Source organism: Streptomyces sp. SID13031 (assembly GCF_010548305.1).
Taxonomy (GTDB): domain Bacteria; phylum Actinomycetota; class Actinomycetes; order Propionibacteriales; family Kribbellaceae; genus Kribbella.
On the sequence record NZ_JAAGLV010000028.1, the window covers coordinates 61,444 to 79,552 of the forward strand.

Consider the following 18,109-nt stretch of genomic DNA (forward strand, 5'->3'; position numbering starts at 1 on the left):
GTACGACTGTGTAAGCGCTCTCACCAACCCCGTTGGCAGGGCGATCACGGAGTGTCACCGGGCTCGACTGACCGCTGTAAATCGACTTAACCAACCTCTTGCATCCGGCTGCTGTGGTGGTCAAAATGACCGAGCGGGAAGGGCGATCACCGTCGACTTTAGGGTCCGACCTGAACCAGCCGCTGTGGCGGCTCGTGACTCCCTTCCCGCACCAACGTGAGAACGCGAGCGGGCTGTGGCCTCCCTGGATAAGGTTGAGGTCATGGCCCTTTTCGCGCTCCAGCTGAAGTTCACCGATCCGGACCGCCGGATGGAGGTCCGGCCGGCCCATCGCGAGTACCTGGCGGAGCTGTACGCCGCCGGCAAACTGCACGAGGCGGGTCCGTTCGCAGACCAGTCCGGCGCCTTGCTGATCTACGACGTCGCCGACGAGGCGGAGGTCCGCGAGATCATCGCCAAGGATCCCTACACCACGGCAGACGTCTACGAGATCGTCACGCTGCAGGAGTGGAAGCGAACCATCCCAGCGACCTGAGCCCGCCGGCCCGACGCCGACGGGACGTAGTACGGGTCCTCAGACCTCGGTCGGCTCCAGCTCCAGGTAGTCGACGTAGGCCCACAACCAGACGAGCGGGGCGAGCACCATCTCGGGCTCGCCCGTGTCGTCGTCGGCGACGAACAGCATCGAGGCGTCGCCGTTGGAGATGTCCTCGATCACGGCCGGGCAGACCGCGACCGCCGCCTCGAACGGCAGCAGCTCCGGCCCGTTCTCCCAACGCGGCGCGGGCAGCGGTAGTACCGGTGCTTCGTCGGTGCCGTCCATCTCGACCGACACCTTCTGCAGCATCTCGTAGAGGTCGAAGGAGATCAGCCCGGCCAGCGGGCTGCCGCCGATACCGATCAGGTAGGGATCGTCCACGCCGGAGCGGAATGCATCCCGGACCTCGGGGAACGCGGCCGGCAGGTCCGTCACCTCGATGTACGGCGCCTCGGAGCCGTCGTCTTCCTCGTCCTCTTCTTCCTCGTCCACGAGCTCACCGCTGCGCATCTGGTCGAACGAGTGCAGCAGATCGCTCAGCTCGTCGAACGCGCCGCCGCCAGGAGCCGCCTGCGCGCGGTGCTCCAGGTCGCGCAGGTGATCGACCAGGTCGTCCTCGAAGTGCAGGTCGAACTTCGGCAGGCCCGGCTGGCGGCCGGCGTTGAGCTGCGCGACGAGCTGGGTGGAGATCGGTCCGAGCCGCTCGGCCAGCACCTCCAGCGGCGTGGTCGGCTTCTCCTCCTCGTCGTGGGCGCAGGAGTCGTCGTCGGTCTTGCCCTCGCTCTCCATCGCGAGCAGGACGGAGAAGGCGGGGAAGGCGATCAGCGCGGCGGTCGCGAGCATCCCGTCGCCGATCAGCATCAGCGGGTTGCCACCGGCCTCGGTCCGGCGCAGATGGTCGGGCAGCAGTACCGCGGCCTGCTCGACGTTCACCTGGCTCGCCAGCGAGGAAAGGCCGTGGTCGGCGTCCACCCCGAGCTGCTCGACGAGGGTCTCGGAGCTCATGTCGAAGGTGGATCGCAGGTAGTAGCGCAACCAGCCGGCATCGACCGGGTTGCCCAGCAGTTCGGCGATCCGGGCGCGGAAGTCGGCGAGGTCGGCGATCGACAGCACGACCAGCACGGGCTGGTCGCCGTCGCCGATCACCAGCGGCCGGGTATCGCCGTTCTGGAAGCCGTCGATGACCTGGTGCAGGCCTTCGGCAGCCGCTTCCAGCGGCCAGGATTCCGCCTCGAACTCGGTCACACCTGCGGCGGTGTTGACGTCGTCGGGCATCGATGGTTCCTCTCCGGGCGGTCGGAATGGCTAAGACTATGACGCGGGGGATGCACCGGGGGTTGGCGGCCGGTGCGTCGTGACGTTGGCTACTGTGGAAGCGGTGGGTCGGTGCAGAGGTATCTCACATGTGAGATAAGGTCCGGCGCATGACTGATGACTACCTGAGCCGGATCGGCAATCTCATCCGGGATGCCCGTAAGCACCGCGGCTGGACGCAGACCCAGCTCGCCGACGTGCTGGGCACCAGTCAAAGTGCGGTGAACCGGATCGAAAAGGGTCATCAGAACCTCACTCTCGAGATGCTCGCCCGGATCGGCGAAGCACTCGATTCTGAGATTGTCTCTCTCGGTGGCGGTCCGGTCCACCTCCGTGTCGTGGGTGGACGCCAACTGTCCGGATCCATCGACGTGAAGTCCTCCAAGAACGCCGGTGTCGCGCTGCTGTGCGCCAGTTTGCTGAACAAGGGCCGGACGACGCTGCGCAAGGTCGCGCGGATCGAAGAGGTCAACCGGCTGCTCGAAGTACTGAACTCGATCGGCGTGAAGACCACCTGGCTGAACGACGCCGGTGACCTGGAGATCGTCCCGCCGGAGCACCTCGATCTGGCCTCGATGGACGCCGAGGCGGCCCGCCGGACCCGCAGCATCATCATGTTCCTCGGCCCGCTGCTGCACCGCGAGGACACCTTCGCGCTGCCGTACGCCGGTGGCTGCGACCTCGGTACCCGGACCGTCGAGCCGCACATGTCGGCGCTGCGTCCGTTCGGGCTGGAGATCAAGGCGACCGCGGGGGAGTACCACGCGCTGGTCAACCGGGCGATCACGCCGGGCAAGCCGATCGTACTGACCGAGCGCGGCGACACGGTGACCGAGAACGCGATCATGGCCGCCGCCCGGTACGACGGCGTCACCGTGATCCGCAATGCCTCGTCGAACTACATGGTGCAGGATCTCTGCTTCTACCTGGACCTGCTCGGCGTGAAGATCGACGGCGTCGGCTCGACCACGCTGACCGTGCACGGCACCCCGGATATCGACGTCGACGTCGACTACGCGCCGTCCGAGGACCCGATCGAGGCGATGAGCCTGCTCACCGCGGCGATCGTGACGAGCTCGGAGATCACCATCCGCCGGGCGCCGATCGAGTTCCTGGAGATCGAGCTGGCGCTGCTGGAGGAGATGGGCCTCGACTACAGCCGCACCGACGAGTACCTGGCCGAGAACGGCCGGACCCGGCTGGTCGACCTGACCACCCGGCCGTCCACGCTGCACGCGCCGATCGACAAGATCCACCCGATGCCGTTCCCGGGCCTGAACATCGACAATCTGCCCTTCTTCGCGGTGATCGCGGCGACGGCGACCGGCCAGACGCTGATCCACGACTGGGTCTACGAGAACCGCGCGATCTACCTGACCGACCTGAACAAGCTCGGCGGCCGGGTCAAGCTGCTCGACCCGCACCGGGTGATGGTCGAGGGCCCGACGCACTTCTCCGGCGCCGAGATCATGTGCCCGCCGGCGCTGCGTCCCGCGGTCGTCACGCTGATCGCGATGATGGCGGCCAAGGGCACCTCGGTCCTGCGCTCGGTCTACGTGATCAACCGCGGCTACGAGGAGCTGGCCACCCGGCTCAACTCGCTAGGCGCCCAGATCGAGACGTTCCGCGACATCTGAGTCCTGAATGGTGTGCTGGTCCTGAACGTAGGCCACGGCCTCGGTGATCACCTCAGGATCGATCATGATCCGGCGATGACCGAGGCCGTTGGTCTGCAAGAAGTGTGCCTTCGGCCCGTACTGCGCCAGCAGCTTCGGCGCCTGGGCGGGATCCACGACGTCATCCTCGTCGTTGTGAATCGCCAGCAGTTCGACCTCACCGGCTGACACGGAGTACCTCGTCCAGATCGTCTCGTCACCGTCGAACAACCCGCGCTCGATCGCCTTCCTCAACGTGCCGTTGACCTTGGGGCCCAGCTCCAGCTCCCGGCAGAACGCATCGACCAGATACCCGAAGTTCGCCGGCCCGCTGATCGTCACCACCCGCCTGGCCGCGACCCCTTCGCGGAGCGCGTACAACGCGAACGGGACGCCGAGCGAATGCGCGATCACGCCTTCGAACGCGCCATGGCGTTGCTCCAGCCCCTGGATGATCCGTTGATGATCGAGGATCGTCCCCGCCGGCAACGCGGTATCGCCGTGCCCGGGTGCGTCGTACGAGACCGGGCTGTACCCGAGCTCGAGCAGCCGCTCGGCAAACGCGTAGTACCGCGAAGCCCGCGACCGCCACCCATGAACCAGCAACACCGGCCGCTCGCCGTCACCCCACGCGTAGGTGACAACCCCGTCGACCACCTCGACCCGCGCCGCCTCGTGGACGCTGCGCTCGACTGCCCGCACCGTCCCGCGGGCCAACGGCCGCCGCCACAACTCGAACGCCACCCGCCCCGCCACTGCCGCCGGCAGCACCTTCAAGCTCGCCCGCACAATCTCGACGATCACGGATCGCTCCTTGATCCGGTGCAACTCGCCTTCGAGCTGAACGCCTACTACGACTCGGCGAACCTGGCGTCCCTGCTCCGCGCCGGCGATGGGGCGATCTACACCCGGGCGCGTCAGTCGATCCGCGCCCGGCTCGAGTCGGCGGCAACAGCCGGTACTGCGCTGCCCTGGTGATCCGGGAGATCGCGGGAGCGCCTGATTGGCGAGCAGAGGAGTACCAGGCCTGCTAGTGGGATGCCGGCTGTGGTGATCCATAGCGCGGTACGGAGTCCTAGTACTTCGCCCAGCGTGCCGCCGAGCAGGGCGCCGAGGGGGATCGTGCCGTAGTTGAGGAACGACGTACTGGCGGCGAGGCGGCCGCGGAGCTCGGGTGGGCAGTAGGACTGGTGGAAGGTCGCCTTGATCGTGTTGCCGGCGACCACGCCGACGCCGATGCAGAAAGCGCCGATCGTGTAGAGCGCCAGGCCTGCGCCCTTGGTGGTCAAGGGGATCAGCAGCGCCAGGGTCGGCAGGACGAGCTCGAACAGGAGTGTTGCGCGCGCAGTACCGACGGCGTTGGCCACGCGGCGGCCGAGGAAGGCGCCGACCACACCGCCGCTGCTCGCGATGGCGATCAAGGCGCCGACCATACCGGGGGAGACGCCGAGCTCGCGGACCAGGAAGACCACGATGATCGACTGGTAGCCCATCAGGCCGAGATTGGAGACGGCGCCGAAGATCGTCAGCGTCCGGAGCCAAACGTCACCGGCCACCAGACGGAGGCCGGCGAGTACCTCGGTGCCGAGTGGGATGTGCTCGACGTCGGGCCGGCGCGGTTCGCGGTACCGGATCGCGGTCAGGCAGAGCAGGGCGATCAGGAAGGTCGAGGCGTCGACGTACATACCGTTGACTGCTCCGGCCGCCTGAACGATCAGGCCGCCGCAGCCGACGCCGGCGATCTGTGCGGCCGAGGCGCTGCCGTGGAGTTTGGCGTTGCCCTCGGCCTGGTCCTGCGACGCCAGGAGGTTCGGCAGGTAGGCGGTGTAGGCGGTCTGGAAGAAGACGGCAGCGGCTCCGGTCAGTACTGCGACGGCGAGCAGGAACTCGATCGTCAGGAGCCCGGCGTGGGCCGCCAGCGGGATGCTCGCGAAGAGGATCAGCGAGATCGCCGAGGCGAGTCGCATGATCGGCCGGCGCGGCCAGCGATCGACCCAGGCGCCGACCGGAAGGCCGATCAGCAACCAGGGGAGCCAGGCTGCCGCGCTCAGGAGGCCGACCTGGAAAGTCGTTGCCTGAAGCACCGATACGGCGATCAGCGGTAGCGCGACGGTGGACACCGAGCTGCCGAACCGGCTGATCGTCTCGCCGGCCCAGAACCACCGGAAGTCGCGATGCCGGAGCAGCAGGCTCATGCGGGTCGCCGCGGGAACGACTGCAGTTGCACGATGACGGGCATCGCGCCTTCCTCGTCGGAGTCGCCCGTGTAGCGCTCGATGGTCGCCTGCAGCTCCTCGTTGAGTGCCACCAGCTTCTCCGGGGTCAGCTTCAAATCGCGCCAGTCGGAGAGGGCGGCCGCGTGTTGCCATTCGCCTGACCAGTTCTCGGCGACGTACCGGCGGACGCGGTTGTAGTACCGCTCGACCAGATCTTCCAGGTACACCTTCAGCGCGCCGCTCGTCTCGGGGTCGTCGCGGAAGTCGGCCGGGTTGAGCACCGTCGCGCCGCGCGGCACCCGCCACCAGCGCTCGCGTTTGGTGCCGCGGTCGGCCTCCTCCTCGATGTAGCCGTGCTCGGCGAGCAGCCGCAGATGCCAGCTGATCGTGCCCGTACTCTCGCCCAGCCGCGCCGACAGTCCGGTCGAGGTGAGCGGGCCGTCGAGCTCCAGGGCTTCGAGGATCCGCATCCGCAGTGGGTGCGCGAGGCCGCGCAGGCTGCGGGCGTCGATCCGGCGCATCGGGGTGTCCATAGCGGTCGAGGGTATCTTGCAGAGGAGTCTCTGCAAAGACTCCTCTGGAAATATTTCTGTCGGCGGGGCTCTCTAGGTTGGTGGGTATGCGGCCTCATGTGGTGGCTCAACTGGCAGTCTCGATCGACGGTGCGACGACCGGCTTCGAGGCGGATCAAGCGCGTTTCTACGCGATGGCGACGCTCTGGCAGGAGGACGTCACGCTCATCGGCGCCGACACCCTGCTCGCGCAGGAGAGCTCGATCCGGGCGGCGATCCGTTCCGGCCCGCGCGGCGCGGGTCCACTCCTCGCGGTCGTCGACAGCCGTCATCGCATCCACACCCTCGAAGCGCTCCGCGACCTCGGGTACTGGTCGGGCATCCTGGCCCTGTACTCCGAGCTGACGCCCGCGCGCTCACCCGACAGCACCATCCCGGAGCTCGTCACCGGCTACGACCACGTCGACCTGGCCGAGACTCTGGACCTTCTCGGCCGGCGAGGCGCCAAACTCGTCCGCGTCGACAGCGGTGGAGGATTGCTCGGAGCCCTGATCGACCAAGGCCTGGTCGATGAGCTCAGCCTCCTCGTCCACCCGGTCCTGGTCGGCGACGCGCCCCGCTGGCACGACTCCTTCAGCGCCCATCTCGACCTCTCCTTGGCGAACGTGGAGACCTTCCTCCCAGGCGTCACCTGGCTCCGGTACTGCGTGGCCGACAGTTCCCTGGAAGTTGGCGAAACTGTCGGTGGCGGTCGTTAGTGTGAGGGGTAATGAGAAAGCAGCACGAGTGGTATGACGAGCACGATGCGGAGCGCTGGGTCGCTGAGCCGGTCAAACGGCCCGGGCGTACTGCCTTCGCACGCGATCGTGCGCGCGTGCTGCACAGTGCGGCGCTTCGACGGCTCGCAGCCAAGACCCAGGTCGCGACGGCGGGCAGTGATGACTTCGTCCGCAACAGGCTGACGCACAGCCTGGAGGTCGCGCAGATCGGGCGCGAACTGGCCAGCACACTCGGCTGCGATCCGGACATCGTCGATGCGGCGTGCTTGGCGCACGACCTCGGCCATCCGCCGTACGGGCACAACGGGGAGCGCGCGCTGGATCAGCTCGCGGAGAAGATCGGCGGCTTCGAGGGGAACGCGCAGACGCTGCGGTTGCTGACCCGGCTCGAGTCGAAGACGTTCGACGCGGCCGGCCGCAGCGTCGGGCTGAACCTCAGTCGCGCGACTCTCGACGCGGCGACGAAGTACCCGTGGCTGCGGCAGCCGGGGGAGCGCAAGTTCGGCGCGTACGACGATGACGCGGCGGTCTTCGACTGGTTGCGGCAGGGCGTCGACGCGGGCGGCCGGCGCTGTCTCGAGGCGCAGGTGATGGACTTCGCCGACGACGTCGCGTACTCGGTGCACGACGTCGAGGACGGGATCGTCGCGCACCACATCGACCTCGGCCAGGTGGACGCCGAGCGGGCTCCGTACTGGGAGACGGTCCGGCGGATCTACTTGCCTGAGGCAACCGATACGGAGCTGGACGAGAGCTGGGCCCGGCTGACCGGGCTGCCGTACTGGCCTCGGGTGTCCTTCGATGACAGTCGCCGGGCGCTCGGCGGGCTGAAGGATCTGACCAGCCAGCTGATCGGCCGGCTGGTCACCGCGGCGGAGCAGGCGACGCATGCGCGGTTCGGCAGGTCGCGGCTGATCCGCTACGAGGCCGACCTGGTGGTGCCCGAGAGCATCCGCACCGAGATCGCGCTGCTGAAGAGCATCGGGATGTTCCACGTGCTGAACTCGCCGGAGCGCCAGGCCCGCCGCGCGAGTCAGCGCGAGCTTCTCACCGAGCTGGTCGAGGCGCTGTTGGCCTCCGCGCCGAGAGATCTGGACATCGCCTTCGCCGCGGACTTCACCGAGGCGGCCGACGACGACGCCCGCCTGCGCGTGATCATCGACCAGGTCGCCTCGCTGACCGACCCGTCGGCCCTCGCCTGGCATACCCGGCTGGTCCGCCGGTCGAGCTGAGTCCGCCGAGCCGGGTAGATACGTGATCGATGCCCGTCACCGGTCGCATACCACCGCGGCACGGCCCTGACGCCAAGAAGCTTGAACGATTAATGTCAAGCCATGACCGACTCGGAACGCATTGTCATCATCGGAGCGAGCCTGGCCGGCGCCAGGGTTGCGGACACCTTGCGCAAGGAGGGCTGGACGGGGACGATCGTGCTGATCGGCGACGAGACCGAGCTGCCCTACGAACGCCCGCCGCTGTCCAAGACCGTCCTGCTCGGCAAGGACCAGCCCGAGGTCGCCCAGTTGCACGACCAGGCTTGGTACGACGAGCGCAACATCGAGTTGCGTCTGGGCGTCGCGGCGACCGCCATCGACACCACTGCGCGCACGGTCACCTTGGCCGACGGTGCCGAGGTCGGTTACGACAAGCTGCTGATCGCCACCGGCAGCCGGGTACGCAAGCTCGACGTACCGGGTGCTGAGCTCGCCGGTGTGCACTACCTCCGTACTGCGGCGGAGTCGAAGGCGCTGGCCGACGCGTACGCCGCGAAGCCGCGGGTGGTCGTCGTCGGCGCCGGGTGGATCGGCCTGGAGGCCGCCGCGACCGCGCGTGAGCGTGGCTGCGAGGTCACCGTGGTCGAGCCGCAGCAGACGGCGCTCGCCTCGGTGCTGGGTCAACAGATCGGCGACCTGTACGCCGAGCTGCACCGCAGCCACGGTGTCGAGCTGCGTTTCGACACCGGTGTTGAGGGCTTCGAGGGCGACGACAAGGTCACCGGCGTCAAGCTGTCCAGCGGCGAGGTACTGCCCGCGGACCTGGTGGTCGTGGGCGTCGGCGTCCAGCCCAACACGGAGCTCGCCGAGGCCGCCGGCATCAAGGTGGCGAGCCGCGAGGACGGCTCAGGCATCCTCACCGGCCCCGACCTGCAGACGTCCGTACCGGGCGTGTACGCCGCCGGCGACGTGGTCCGCTGGGACCACCCGCTGCTCGGCTACTCGATCCGCGTCGAGCACTGGCAGAACGCAATGGACAGCGGCAAGGCAGCCGCCAAGGCGATGCTCGGCCAGGAGGTGTCGCAGGACGCCCTCCCGTACTTCTTCAGCGACCAGTACGACCTGGGCATGGAGTACACGGGCGACGTGCCCCGCGGTACGTCGTACCAGGTAGTCCTCCGCGGCGACCCAGCCTCAGGCGCCTACCTAGCCTTCTGGCTAGCCGACAACAACCAGGTCCTGGCCGGCACGCAGGTCAACAGCTGGGACACAATCGACGCGGTCAAGGCCCTGATCCGCTCAAAGAAGCCAGTCGACCCCGCTCGCCTCGCGGACACCTCCGTGGAACTCGCAGACATCTAGCCTCCCGGGACCCCGGACAGCCTCTACCCCGGGGTCCCACCCGCCAACACCCGCACACCCGGATCCGCAGCCTCGAGACTCTGAAGCCGGTCGGTTATCAAAAACCCGGCAACTCGAAGGCAGCGGCATGCTCGCTCTCGCTCAGGAGCAGGTCCACCTGCAGCGCCTGACTGTTCTTCCCAGCACACCAAACGCGCAACCGAATGCCCCGATAGCAGTCGCGCTCCCCGGGCACACAACAGATCGTCGCGATCCAAGTGCACCTACGCCCATCAGCCTGCAACGCCCGCAGTCTCCTCCTCACCTTTCCTTACCTCCTGATGCCCGGAGATCTCTGAGGTTGGTAGCGGCGATGGCGTGGCCGGCTGCGGCTGCTTGCGTGAACATCGCCTCGGCTTGCTCCAACTCACCTTGGGACTGGTAGAGCACCCCGAGGGCGTTCATCGCCGGAATCTCGCCGGCGGCAGCTGCTTTGGTCCACCCCTCCTCGGCGGCCTCTTCCTCGTCGCGCTCGTAGTGGACGTACCCGACGCCGTACATGGCGCTCGGGTGCCCGAGGTCGGCCGCCCGGCGTTCCCACTCTTCGGCCTTTGGCGAATTGCCTCGTCCACGGAAGATGCCGGCCAAGGAGTTCATGGCATTGGCATCGCCCAGGTCGGCAGCCCAGTGCCAAGCTGCGGCCGCTTGCAGTTCTTCGCCCTGTTCGAAGAGCACCTTGCCGAGCGCATTGGCTGCGGTGGCGTTGCCATCTTCGGAGGCGAGGCGGTACGCCGCTGTTGCCGCCGGCAGGTCGCCTCGCAGCTCGAACAGGTGTCCGAGGTTGATCTGAGCCGCAGGCTCGCCGGAGTCGATCGCTCTGCGGAGCCAGGCCTCCCCGCCATCGAGATCGCCAAGCTGCGCCAGGAGCGCACCCAACCAGCTCATCGCCCGCGGGTCGCCACCCTCGGCCGCGCCACGCAATGCCGCCTCTGTTCGGCGCAGCTCCTCCGGGTCGGGAGGCTGGGGTGAGCTCATGCAGGCGAGTATCGCAAGCCGGGCGTGTAGTGCGAACTGCTTTTTAGCTGGGGGCGACATGCTTGTTCACGTCGGTGAGCCAACAGCTGATCGGTCCGTTGGACGGCCGTTGTGGATCCGTTGTGTGCCGGCCTTCGGCTGGACCGTAGACTCACCGCGTGGCCGGCAGGATCAAGGAAGAGGACATCGCGCTGGTGCGCGAGCGTGCTCGGATCGACGAGATCGTCGGCTCGTACGTGACCCTGAAGAACGCGGGTGGCGGTTCGCTCAAGGGACTGTGCCCGTTCCACGACGAGAAGTCGCCGTCGTTCAACGTCACCCCGGCCCGTGGCTTCTTCTACTGCTTCGGCTGCCAAGAGGGCGGCGACGTGATCGACTTCATCCAGAAGGTCGATCAGATCACCTTCCACGAGGCGGTCGAGACGCTCGCCGCCAAGGTCGGCATCCAGCTGCGGTACGACGACTCGGGCGCGCCGATCCAGCGGTCGCAGAGTAACCAGCGGCCGCGGCTCGTCGAGGCGCACAAGGTCGCCGCGGAGTACTACTCCGAGCAGCTCTTCGGTGCGCCGGAGGCGATGCTCGGGCGGCAGTTCCTCGACAAGCGCGGCTTCGATCGCGATGCCGCGGTGGTGTTCGGCGTCGGCTTCGCGCCGCGCGGTGGCGAGTCGCTGGTGGCGCATCTGCGCGGTCGCGGCTTCACCAACACCGAGCTGCTCGCCTCCGGGTTGTGCTCGGACGGCCAGCGCGGACTCTACGACCGCTTCCGCGGCCGGCTGATGTGGCCGATCCGCGACGCCGGCGGCGATGTCATCGGGTTCGGCGCGCGGCGGCTCTTCGACGACGACAAGATCGAGGCGAAGTACCTCAACACGGGTGAGACCGCGATCTACAAGAAGTCGAAGGTCCTGTACGGCGTGGACCTGGCGCGTCGGGAGATCGCCAAGGGCAAGCAGGCCGTCGTCGTCGAGGGGTACACCGACGTGATGGCCTGCCACCTCGCCGGAGTACAGACTGCTGTCGCTACTTGTGGCACGTCGTTCGGTGAGGACCACTCGCGGCTGCTCCGGCAGTTGCTGCTGGATCACGACCAGTTCCGCGGTGAGGTGATCTTCACCTTCGACGGGGACAGCGCCGGCCAGCGGGCCGCGCTGAAGGCCTTCGAGGGCGACCAGGCGTTCGCGTCGCAGACCTATGTGGCGGTGGAGCCGGACGGGCTCGACCCATGCGATCTGCGGCTGCAGAAGGGCGACGCGGCGGTGCGGGAGCTGATCGGGCGGCGGGTTCCGCTGTACCGGTTCGTACTGTCCAACGTGTTGTCGAAGTACGACCTCGACCGGGCGGACACCCGGATCGACGCGCTGCGCGACGCGGCCCGGCTCGTGGTGAGCATCCGGGACCGGTCGAAGGTCGACGCGTTCACGCGCGAGCTGGCCGGGCATCTGGGGATGGAGGTGGACCAGGTGCGTACCGAAGTACATCGTGCTGCTTCTCGGCCTGCTCCGGCTCCGACTGCTGTGGTTGACCGTGGACCTGTGCGGGGGACGAGCGAGGCTCCTGTCGCGCCGCCGCCTCGGGTCGATCTGCCGTCGCCGCGGGATCAGCGGTTCGTGATCGAGTGGGATGTGCTGAAGATCGCGATGCAGTACCCGCATCTGATGGGGGTCGCGTTCGACGAGCTGGACGATCACGACTTCACGCATCCTTGGCTCGCAGCCGTGCGGGGTGCGATGGAGAAGATCGGCGGGCCTGTACGCGCGGCGCCGGGCGAGGCATGGGTGGTAGCGGTTCGGGAGGCGATGGGGATCGACCCGGCGGCGGCTGTGGTCAGCGCGCTCGCCGTCGACCCTGTGCGGCTCGATCGCGATCCTGACGAGATCTATGCGCGGGCGCACCTGGCCCGGCTGCAGGAGCTCACCTGCCTGCGCCGGATCGCCGACCTGAAGTCGAAGCTGCAGCGGACGAACCCGATCGACCGGGCCGACGACTACAACCGGATGTTCGGCGAGCTGATCGCGCTGGAGCGCTACCGCGCCGAACTCCGCGAACAGGCGATCAGCGGGGCGATCTGAGGGCTGTTATCCACAGCTTCTGAATTACAAGTCGGTCACCAGGTGTGATCGCGGCAGTATTCCTAGTGACAGAGGGAGACTGCCATGGCTGATCTGGACTGCGACCCGGCCGACCTGCACGCCTTGATCGCGTACCTCCGCGAAATCGGCCGCCACGAACTACTGACCACCGAGGAGGTCATCGCTCACGCCACCTGGATAGAGGCCGGCCTGCTGGCCGCCGAGCGCGTTGCACTCGAGCCCCCGGGTGAGCTCCGGGCCGAGCTGCAGGCTGTTGCCGGGCTGGGGGAGGAGTCGCGCCGGCGGATGATCGAGGGCAACCTGCGGCTCGTGGTGTCACTCGCCAAGCGGTACACGGGCAAGGGCATGTCGTTGCTCGACCTCATCCAGGAGGGGAACCTCGGGCTGATGCGAGCGGTCGAGCGATTCGACCACCAGCTCGGCAACCGCTTCTCGACGTACGCGATCTGGTGGATCCGGCAGGCGATCGGGCGGGCCATCTCGGACCGTTCGAGGCTGGTTCGGATGCCTGCTCAGGCGTATACCGACGCCGGGCGGGTGACCGCGGTGCAGCGCGAGCTCACCCAACGGCTTGGTCGCGAGCCGACGACCGCTGAGGTGGCTGCTGACGCCTGCCTGACGGTTGCTCGGGTTGAGCGCGCCCGTGCTTGGAAGATCCGGCCTGAGTCACTCGATCTGGAGGAGACCGATCAGTACGTCGACGATGACTCGATCGTGCTGCGGGCGGCGCTTCGGCGTGATCTGCAGTACCAACTGGAGTTTCTGGACGATGTGCAGCGCGCGGTGGTCGGGCTCCGCTTCGGCCTCATCGGGCCATGCGCCGCCTCCGTCGACGAGACGGCCGCTGCGCTGCGGATCTCTCCTGACGAGGTCCGTGCCCTGGAGTCGGAGGCCCTGCGCGTGCTCCGCCGCCGCTGCGCGATCGGATTGCGGGAGTATGCCGCCTGATCGCCGTGACTGTCGTGATTGCTGTGACTGCTGTGACTGCTGTGACTGCTGTGACTGCTGTGACTGCTGTGACTGCTGTGACTGCTGTGACTGCTGTGACTGCTGTGACTGTCTTGGTTGGGGGCTGCGTGGTCTGAGTGCTGGACTGCGCGGTCTGGTAGTTGGGGCGAGCTGAGAGCATGGAGGTGTGCTGAGACTTCGTCGTACGTCATGGCCGCGCGAGCTGACTGAGGCGGTCGCCGTCGCCTCCAGGCATTCTCCGGGCGGCAAGGAGGACATCCTGGCCGCGGTTCAGCTGATCGACGGCAACTGGGTGGCCGGTAGCCGAGCGGCGGTCTACCTGCCGACGGAGACCGAGGGCGCGGTTCGCCGGGTCGGCTGGGAGAAGATCGAGCGAGCCGGCTGGGACTCCGAGGAGTCGGTCCTGCGCGTCTACGAGACCACCGCTTTCGGTACCCCCCTGCGCGCCACCGAGCTGAAGGTCGAAGACCCGGGCCGCTTCGGCCAGCTGCTGCGCGAGCGCATCGACGCCAGCGTCCTCGTCCAGCGCCACGTCGCCCTGGCCGGCAAGAAAGGCGTCCGCGTCGTCGGCCGCCGCAACCCGGCGGAACCGGACGCCCAGACCAGCTGGAACTTCGTTCTGGACAAGGGATTGGAGCCCACCGACCCCGGCCTCGTCGAGCGCGCCGAGGCAGCCCTGGCGGCGGTCCGGGACGAGTTCGGAATCTGAGCTGGAAGCGATCCCAAATCCCATTTTTGTAGTTGGTCCCAGTCCTGCTAACCTACTCAAGTCCTCGGGATCGAGGATGAAGAAGTACTTCGATCCCGCGTAGCTCAATTGGCAGAGCAGCCGGCTGTTAACCGGCAGGTTACTGGTTCGAGTCCAGTCGCGGGAGCAAGAAACAAAGGCCGGTTCCTCATCAGGAACCGGCCTTCCGCATCTCCGGGGCCTGCAACTCCCCAACCTGCCGCCCGCTGCAGACGAACTCTGCAGACGAGCGCCGGAGGCGCTAAGTCAGCGCCTCTTGTTCTCCTTGCGCTTCTCGATCGCCCGCTGAATCCGGTGCTGAGGTTGCCCGGTCAGCTTCGCGATCAACGGCACCCGGAACTTGTACGCCGCCACGGCACCCACCACGAGCACCAAGAAAATGAACCAGCCCATCGAACTTCCCTTCATCGGACTAGCCCCCATCATCCCCCACCCCCCCAACCAAACCCCCTCAGTCATCCCCCTGACCCACCCCTGGCTTCCACCCAAATACCCCACGCCCCCTCCGCCGCGACCTCCTCCGCCGCGACCTCCTCCGCCGCGACCTCCTCCGTCGCCCGAGCTCTGCCCGCTCCCACCACCCTCCTCGCCGCTCCTACATCGCGGTGACACCCCGGCACCGCCCACCATCCGTCGAACGCAGGCGCCTCAACCCGCAGGGCAGCGAGAGCGTGAAGCCCACCTCCCGCCGAGCCCGCTGCCCGCCACCTGCAAGCGCGGGGGAGACCTGACTCGCGAAGCCCACCTCTGTTCCAGTCCCGGCCACCCCGCCGACGATCCCCACAACTCCGGCAATCCCCGCGCGTCGCCGCCCGGCAACCCGATACCATCTCCGAGCACACCGGCACCCAAGCCGGACGCAACGGGGCGGTAGCTCAGCTGGTTAGAGCAAGGGACTCATAATCCCTGGGTCGTGGGTTCGAGTCCCACCCGCCCCACAGTAAGAAACCCCAGGTCAGAGGCTATTTTCGGCAGAATCAACGCTGACTCCGTGGCGGCCGTGACTCGCCTCGTGACGCGAGTGCTCCTATGGGTCGACGTCATGGCAGGCTGGCAGGGCGAAAGCGCCAACGTGGACAGATCGACGAACTTCCGTCAGAGGCCCTTCGGGTTCGTGTCTATGCGGGCATCGACCCCATCTCGAAGCGTCGGCTCGATCTGACTGAGGTGATCTCCGCCGGCCCAAAGCAGGCCAGGCCTGCCGAGCAGGCACGCACAACATTGCTGAACCCGGCCGACGAGAAGCGCAACCCGAAGACCAGCGCATCGATCGACCAAACTGATCGCCAAGTACTTCGAGGTCATCGACGTCGACACCCAGACCCTGCGCGGCTACAAGTCGAAGTACGAGAACCACATCAAGTCGCTCCTCGGCTCTCAGCAGCTGACCCGCCTCGATATCGAGATGCTGGATTCCTTCTACTCGATGCTCCGAACATGTCGCGCTCATTGCCGTAGACGCAAGTTCATCGAGCATCGGACCGACAGGCCGCACCAGTGCGACGAGCACGAAGGGACCGTTGCCCGCGCAACAATCCCCAGGACTGCGGTCGCTGCCGACGGATGTGCAAGCCCCACAAGTGCGAGGGTTTGAGCCCGTCGACGATTCGACAGATCCACTGGAACCTGAGTGGCGCATTGGATCGAGCAGTCGTTTGGAAATGGATCTCGGTGAACCCGGCCGAGCAGGCCGACAAGCCAGGCCTACCCATACCGAACCCACAGCCACCCATTCCGGACGAGATCGCAAAGCTCATCCTCGCTGCATGGGACGAGGACCCAGACTCGCGGCGGGAGCCGCGCAATGCGACTCAGGAACCGAGCCATCCCATCGACATGGCGCTATTCGGGCGCGTCACACCACTCCAGTTCTGTCGTACTTGACTGTGGTACGGGCTGGCCTCGACTGCAGGGCGGTTCGGGAGTAGGTTGCCAATTAGGTCGGTCTGTGTTAGCGGCCACCTTCGCGTTTCATATGTTTGATCTATTTCACCTATGGTCCGGGAATTAGGTGGCGAGTTGGTCCGGGCTAGTTTTAAGGATCGGGGAGCAGTGGCATGGGAATCACAGTCAGGACGGTTACTAACGGTCACAGGTTAACTACCGAGATTGGTGGTGGGCGCCACCTAGTGGTGATGTCAGGGACAGCGCATGCGAACTTCAAAGGGACGGGTGGATCCTTTGAAAGCGATGATTTCTACGTCAACATTGGGCCGGTCTGGCGTCAGGTCGATGACGTTGCTCCAATGGCCGCCCTCGCGGCATGGTTCAACAAAGGCAACGCGGTAAACGCGGGCGCCGCGGTTGACAGTTGCGGCTGGAAAGCGGAGGCCGTTGCGGAGCTCGACGAGCGGATAAGGCTCTATGTGAAGCTTGCGGTGAGCGACATTGACGGCTGGCTGTATAGGTTTTCCTATACAGCCACGGCGATAGGCATTCTTTCCCCGAATCAGTTCAGCGGCCCGACGGACTTCAGCTAGGTCTGGTGGGGCTGCGCGGAGCAAGGTCTCCGCGTCGAGTTGCGCGCGATGAGGTCATCCGCGAAGTCGTGGACTCCGTCAGGTCGTGAGCTAAGGATGGTGATCGGGGCAACGTGCAAAGTTGGGTGCCATCACGACCGAGCTGTCGCGGGCACTCAACGGGCTGGGACTCCACACCCGGCAGACCGGCCGAGAAAGGAAGATAACTCATGATTATTGGACTGTCCTGGCCGGTTCTCGCTCACGTCGCGGGCTGGGCGGTAGCTGCAGCCAAAACAGCCCGCAACAAAGAACAGCGACGAGTGGCAAACGTTGTTGAGCACGCCGGAATAATTGTCTCCGGTGCTACCAGGCTAAATACGATGCTTGTAGAGGTACTCAAACCCCTGCAGTTCTTCGAACCGAGTGAATGGGACACATCGCGGCGAGCAGCCCTCGTCAGCGAGATCATTATCCTCCCGGAAGAAAGTGTCATCGTGCCGCGGGTTCGTACTTCGAGTGTCGCCCTTGAGACGCACCTCGCGCACCTTGTCGATGTCGACCTCAGTCGGCCGGTCGGGGAGATTTGCGCGAGTTCGAAGCGTCTCTTCCGTGCGAGCGTTGTAGCCTACGATCCGCTCGTCGAAGAGGACGGCATGCTTCGCCCGCTACACGTCGATCCCGAACTGCTCGAGTCACGGTCTCTCTCATTGACTCGGGACACGGGAGCTCCATACGGTCCCGAGTGGGATCTGGGAACGGCTCTGCCGAAGCTCCTCCCGTTGATTCGAATGGCCGATACTCCAGGGGACGCAGTCTGTCTCCGAGCTATCGCGGAACAGTTAATCAGTGAAATGAGCACCGATCCATACGGCACCCTCATTGTGCCAGAGCTTCAGCTGAGCTTCGGTCATGTCATCGCTGCTCAGCAGCGCAGTTTCCCCGAAATGCCGCCGCCGGATTGGGTGTACTAGATTGATGGCTGCCTAGGCTGATTTGGATTCCTTCAGATTCCACTGTGGATCCGTGTCGCAGAGATCGGTCCCTGCGTTATCTGTGCTCTCGACCGCCCCTGCAAGCTAGTGCCTCGTCAAGCAACGTTGGGCAGGTAATCGGGTCGGCGGATTTTGGAGTCGACAGCGAAGCGTCGTTTGGGCTGGGAGCGTTTGTTGTGCCAGCGGACGTAGCCGGCGATCGCGGTCTCTTGGGCGGTGTGGCTGGGGTAGTCACTGCCGTCGA

General features: G+C 66.4%; 17 protein-coding genes and 2 tRNA genes. 13 read left to right on the forward strand and 6 right to left on the reverse strand.

The window, feature by feature from the left end; all coding sequences use genetic code 11:
• Window positions 1-262: 262 nt before the first annotated feature.
• Window positions 263-535, forward strand: coding sequence for a muconolactone Delta-isomerase family protein (locus G3I17_RS36950; RefSeq protein WP_164603623.1), 273 nt, complete (start codon window positions 263-265; stop codon window positions 533-535).
• A gap of 39 nt (window positions 536-574) precedes the next feature.
• On the opposite strand, the gene G3I17_RS36955 is transcribed toward G3I17_RS36950, so the two are convergent.
• Window positions 575-1,813 carry a hypothetical protein gene (locus G3I17_RS36955; RefSeq protein ID WP_164603625.1) on the reverse strand — a complete coding sequence of 413 codons (1,239 nt, stop codon included), beginning with the start codon at window positions 1,811-1,813 and terminating at the stop codon, window positions 575-577.
• Window positions 1,814-1,962: 149 nt separating this feature from the next.
• Here G3I17_RS36955 and G3I17_RS36960 point away from each other — a divergent pair, with 149 nt between their 5' ends.
• The gene (locus tag G3I17_RS36960) at window positions 1,963-3,489 is read left to right on the forward strand and encodes a UDP-N-acetylglucosamine 1-carboxyvinyltransferase (RefSeq protein ID WP_164603628.1); all 1,527 of its coding nucleotides are present in this window, start codon (window positions 1,963-1,965) and stop codon (window positions 3,487-3,489) included.
• Here the strand turns inward: G3I17_RS36960 and G3I17_RS36965 are convergent.
• Window positions 3,454-4,311, reverse strand: a complete 858-nt coding sequence (locus G3I17_RS36965) for an alpha/beta hydrolase (protein WP_164603629.1) — start codon at window positions 4,309-4,311, stop codon at window positions 3,454-3,456. The genes G3I17_RS36960 and G3I17_RS36965 overlap by 36 nt on opposite strands.
• A gap of 18 nt (window positions 4,312-4,329) precedes the next feature.
• On the opposite strand from G3I17_RS36965, the gene G3I17_RS36970 reads away from it, so the two are divergent.
• Window positions 4,330-4,485: a hypothetical protein gene (locus tag G3I17_RS36970; RefSeq protein ID WP_203591275.1), complete on the forward strand. Its 156-nt coding sequence runs from the start codon at window positions 4,330-4,332 to the stop codon at window positions 4,483-4,485.
• Here G3I17_RS36970 and G3I17_RS36975 read toward each other — a convergent pair.
• Both G3I17_RS36975 and G3I17_RS36980 read right to left on the reverse strand, forming a co-directional pair.
• Window positions 4,425-5,702, reverse strand: a complete 1,278-nt coding sequence (locus G3I17_RS36975; RefSeq protein WP_164603631.1) for an MFS transporter — start codon at window positions 5,700-5,702, stop codon at window positions 4,425-4,427. The two genes, G3I17_RS36970 and G3I17_RS36975, sit on opposite strands and share 61 nt — an antisense overlap.
• The gene (locus tag G3I17_RS36980) at window positions 5,699-6,256 is read right to left on the reverse strand and encodes a winged helix-turn-helix domain-containing protein (RefSeq protein ID WP_164603634.1); all 558 of its coding nucleotides are present in this window, start codon (window positions 6,254-6,256) and stop codon (window positions 5,699-5,701) included. Before G3I17_RS36980 ends, G3I17_RS36975 begins: the two co-directional genes overlap by 4 nt.
• A gap of 86 nt (window positions 6,257-6,342) precedes the next feature.
• Here G3I17_RS36980 and G3I17_RS36985 point away from each other — a divergent pair, with 86 nt between their 5' ends.
• From G3I17_RS36985 to G3I17_RS36995, 3 genes are all read left to right on the forward strand, one after another.
• Window positions 6,343-6,993: a RibD family protein gene (locus G3I17_RS36985; protein ID WP_164603636.1), complete on the forward strand. Its 651-nt coding sequence runs from the start codon at window positions 6,343-6,345 to the stop codon at window positions 6,991-6,993.
• An 11-nt stretch (window positions 6,994-7,004) separates the two neighbouring features.
• A complete protein-coding gene (locus G3I17_RS36990) occupies window positions 7,005-8,246 on the forward strand; it encodes a deoxyguanosinetriphosphate triphosphohydrolase (RefSeq protein ID WP_164603638.1) in 1,242 nt (413 codons plus the stop codon).
• 102 nt (window positions 8,247-8,348) lie between these two features.
• Window positions 8,349-9,590 carry an FAD-dependent oxidoreductase gene (locus tag G3I17_RS36995; RefSeq protein ID WP_164603640.1) on the forward strand — a complete coding sequence of 414 codons (1,242 nt, stop codon included), beginning with the start codon at window positions 8,349-8,351 and terminating at the stop codon, window positions 9,588-9,590.
• A 300-nt stretch (window positions 9,591-9,890) separates the two neighbouring features.
• Here G3I17_RS36995 and G3I17_RS37000 read toward each other — a convergent pair whose 3' ends face one another.
• A complete protein-coding gene (locus tag G3I17_RS37000) occupies window positions 9,891-10,604 on the reverse strand; it encodes a tetratricopeptide repeat protein (protein WP_164603642.1) in 714 nt (237 codons plus the stop codon).
• Between the two features lie 158 nt (window positions 10,605-10,762).
• Between G3I17_RS37000 and dnaG the strand changes: the two genes are divergently transcribed.
• From dnaG to G3I17_RS37020, 4 genes are all read left to right on the forward strand, one after another.
• Window positions 10,763-12,673 (forward strand): DNA primase, encoded by a 1,911-nt coding sequence (dnaG, locus tag G3I17_RS37005; protein WP_164603644.1) that lies wholly within the window; start codon window positions 10,763-10,765, stop codon window positions 12,671-12,673.
• An 84-nt stretch (window positions 12,674-12,757) separates the two neighbouring features.
• The gene (locus G3I17_RS37010) at window positions 12,758-13,642 is read left to right on the forward strand and encodes a sigma-70 family RNA polymerase sigma factor (protein ID WP_164603646.1); all 885 of its coding nucleotides are present in this window, start codon (window positions 12,758-12,760) and stop codon (window positions 13,640-13,642) included.
• A 187-nt stretch (window positions 13,643-13,829) separates the two neighbouring features.
• On the forward strand, window positions 13,830-14,372 hold the full coding sequence (locus G3I17_RS37015) for a hypothetical protein (RefSeq protein WP_164603648.1): 543 nt from the start codon (window positions 13,830-13,832) through the stop codon (window positions 14,370-14,372).
• A 93-nt stretch (window positions 14,373-14,465) separates the two neighbouring features.
• Window positions 14,466-14,538, forward strand: a tRNA-Asn gene (locus G3I17_RS37020).
• A 119-nt stretch (window positions 14,539-14,657) separates the two neighbouring features.
• On the opposite strand, the gene G3I17_RS37025 is transcribed toward G3I17_RS37020, so the two are convergent.
• Entirely contained in the window at window positions 14,658-14,804 is a 147-nt protein-coding gene (locus G3I17_RS37025; RefSeq protein ID WP_164603490.1) for a hypothetical protein, read from the reverse strand.
• Between the two features lie 471 nt (window positions 14,805-15,275).
• Here G3I17_RS37025 and G3I17_RS37030 point away from each other — a divergent pair.
• From G3I17_RS37030 to G3I17_RS37040, 3 genes are all read left to right on the forward strand, one after another.
• Window positions 15,276-15,349 (forward strand) — tRNA-Ile (locus tag G3I17_RS37030).
• A 1,119-nt stretch (window positions 15,350-16,468) separates the two neighbouring features.
• Window positions 16,469-16,891 (forward strand): hypothetical protein, encoded by a 423-nt coding sequence (locus tag G3I17_RS37035; RefSeq protein WP_164603650.1) that lies wholly within the window; start codon window positions 16,469-16,471, stop codon window positions 16,889-16,891.
• Window positions 16,892-17,100: 209 nt separating this feature from the next.
• Window positions 17,101-17,844: a hypothetical protein gene (locus G3I17_RS37040; RefSeq protein ID WP_164603652.1), complete on the forward strand. Its 744-nt coding sequence runs from the start codon at window positions 17,101-17,103 to the stop codon at window positions 17,842-17,844.
• The last annotated feature ends 265 nt before the right edge of the window (window positions 17,845-18,109 follow it).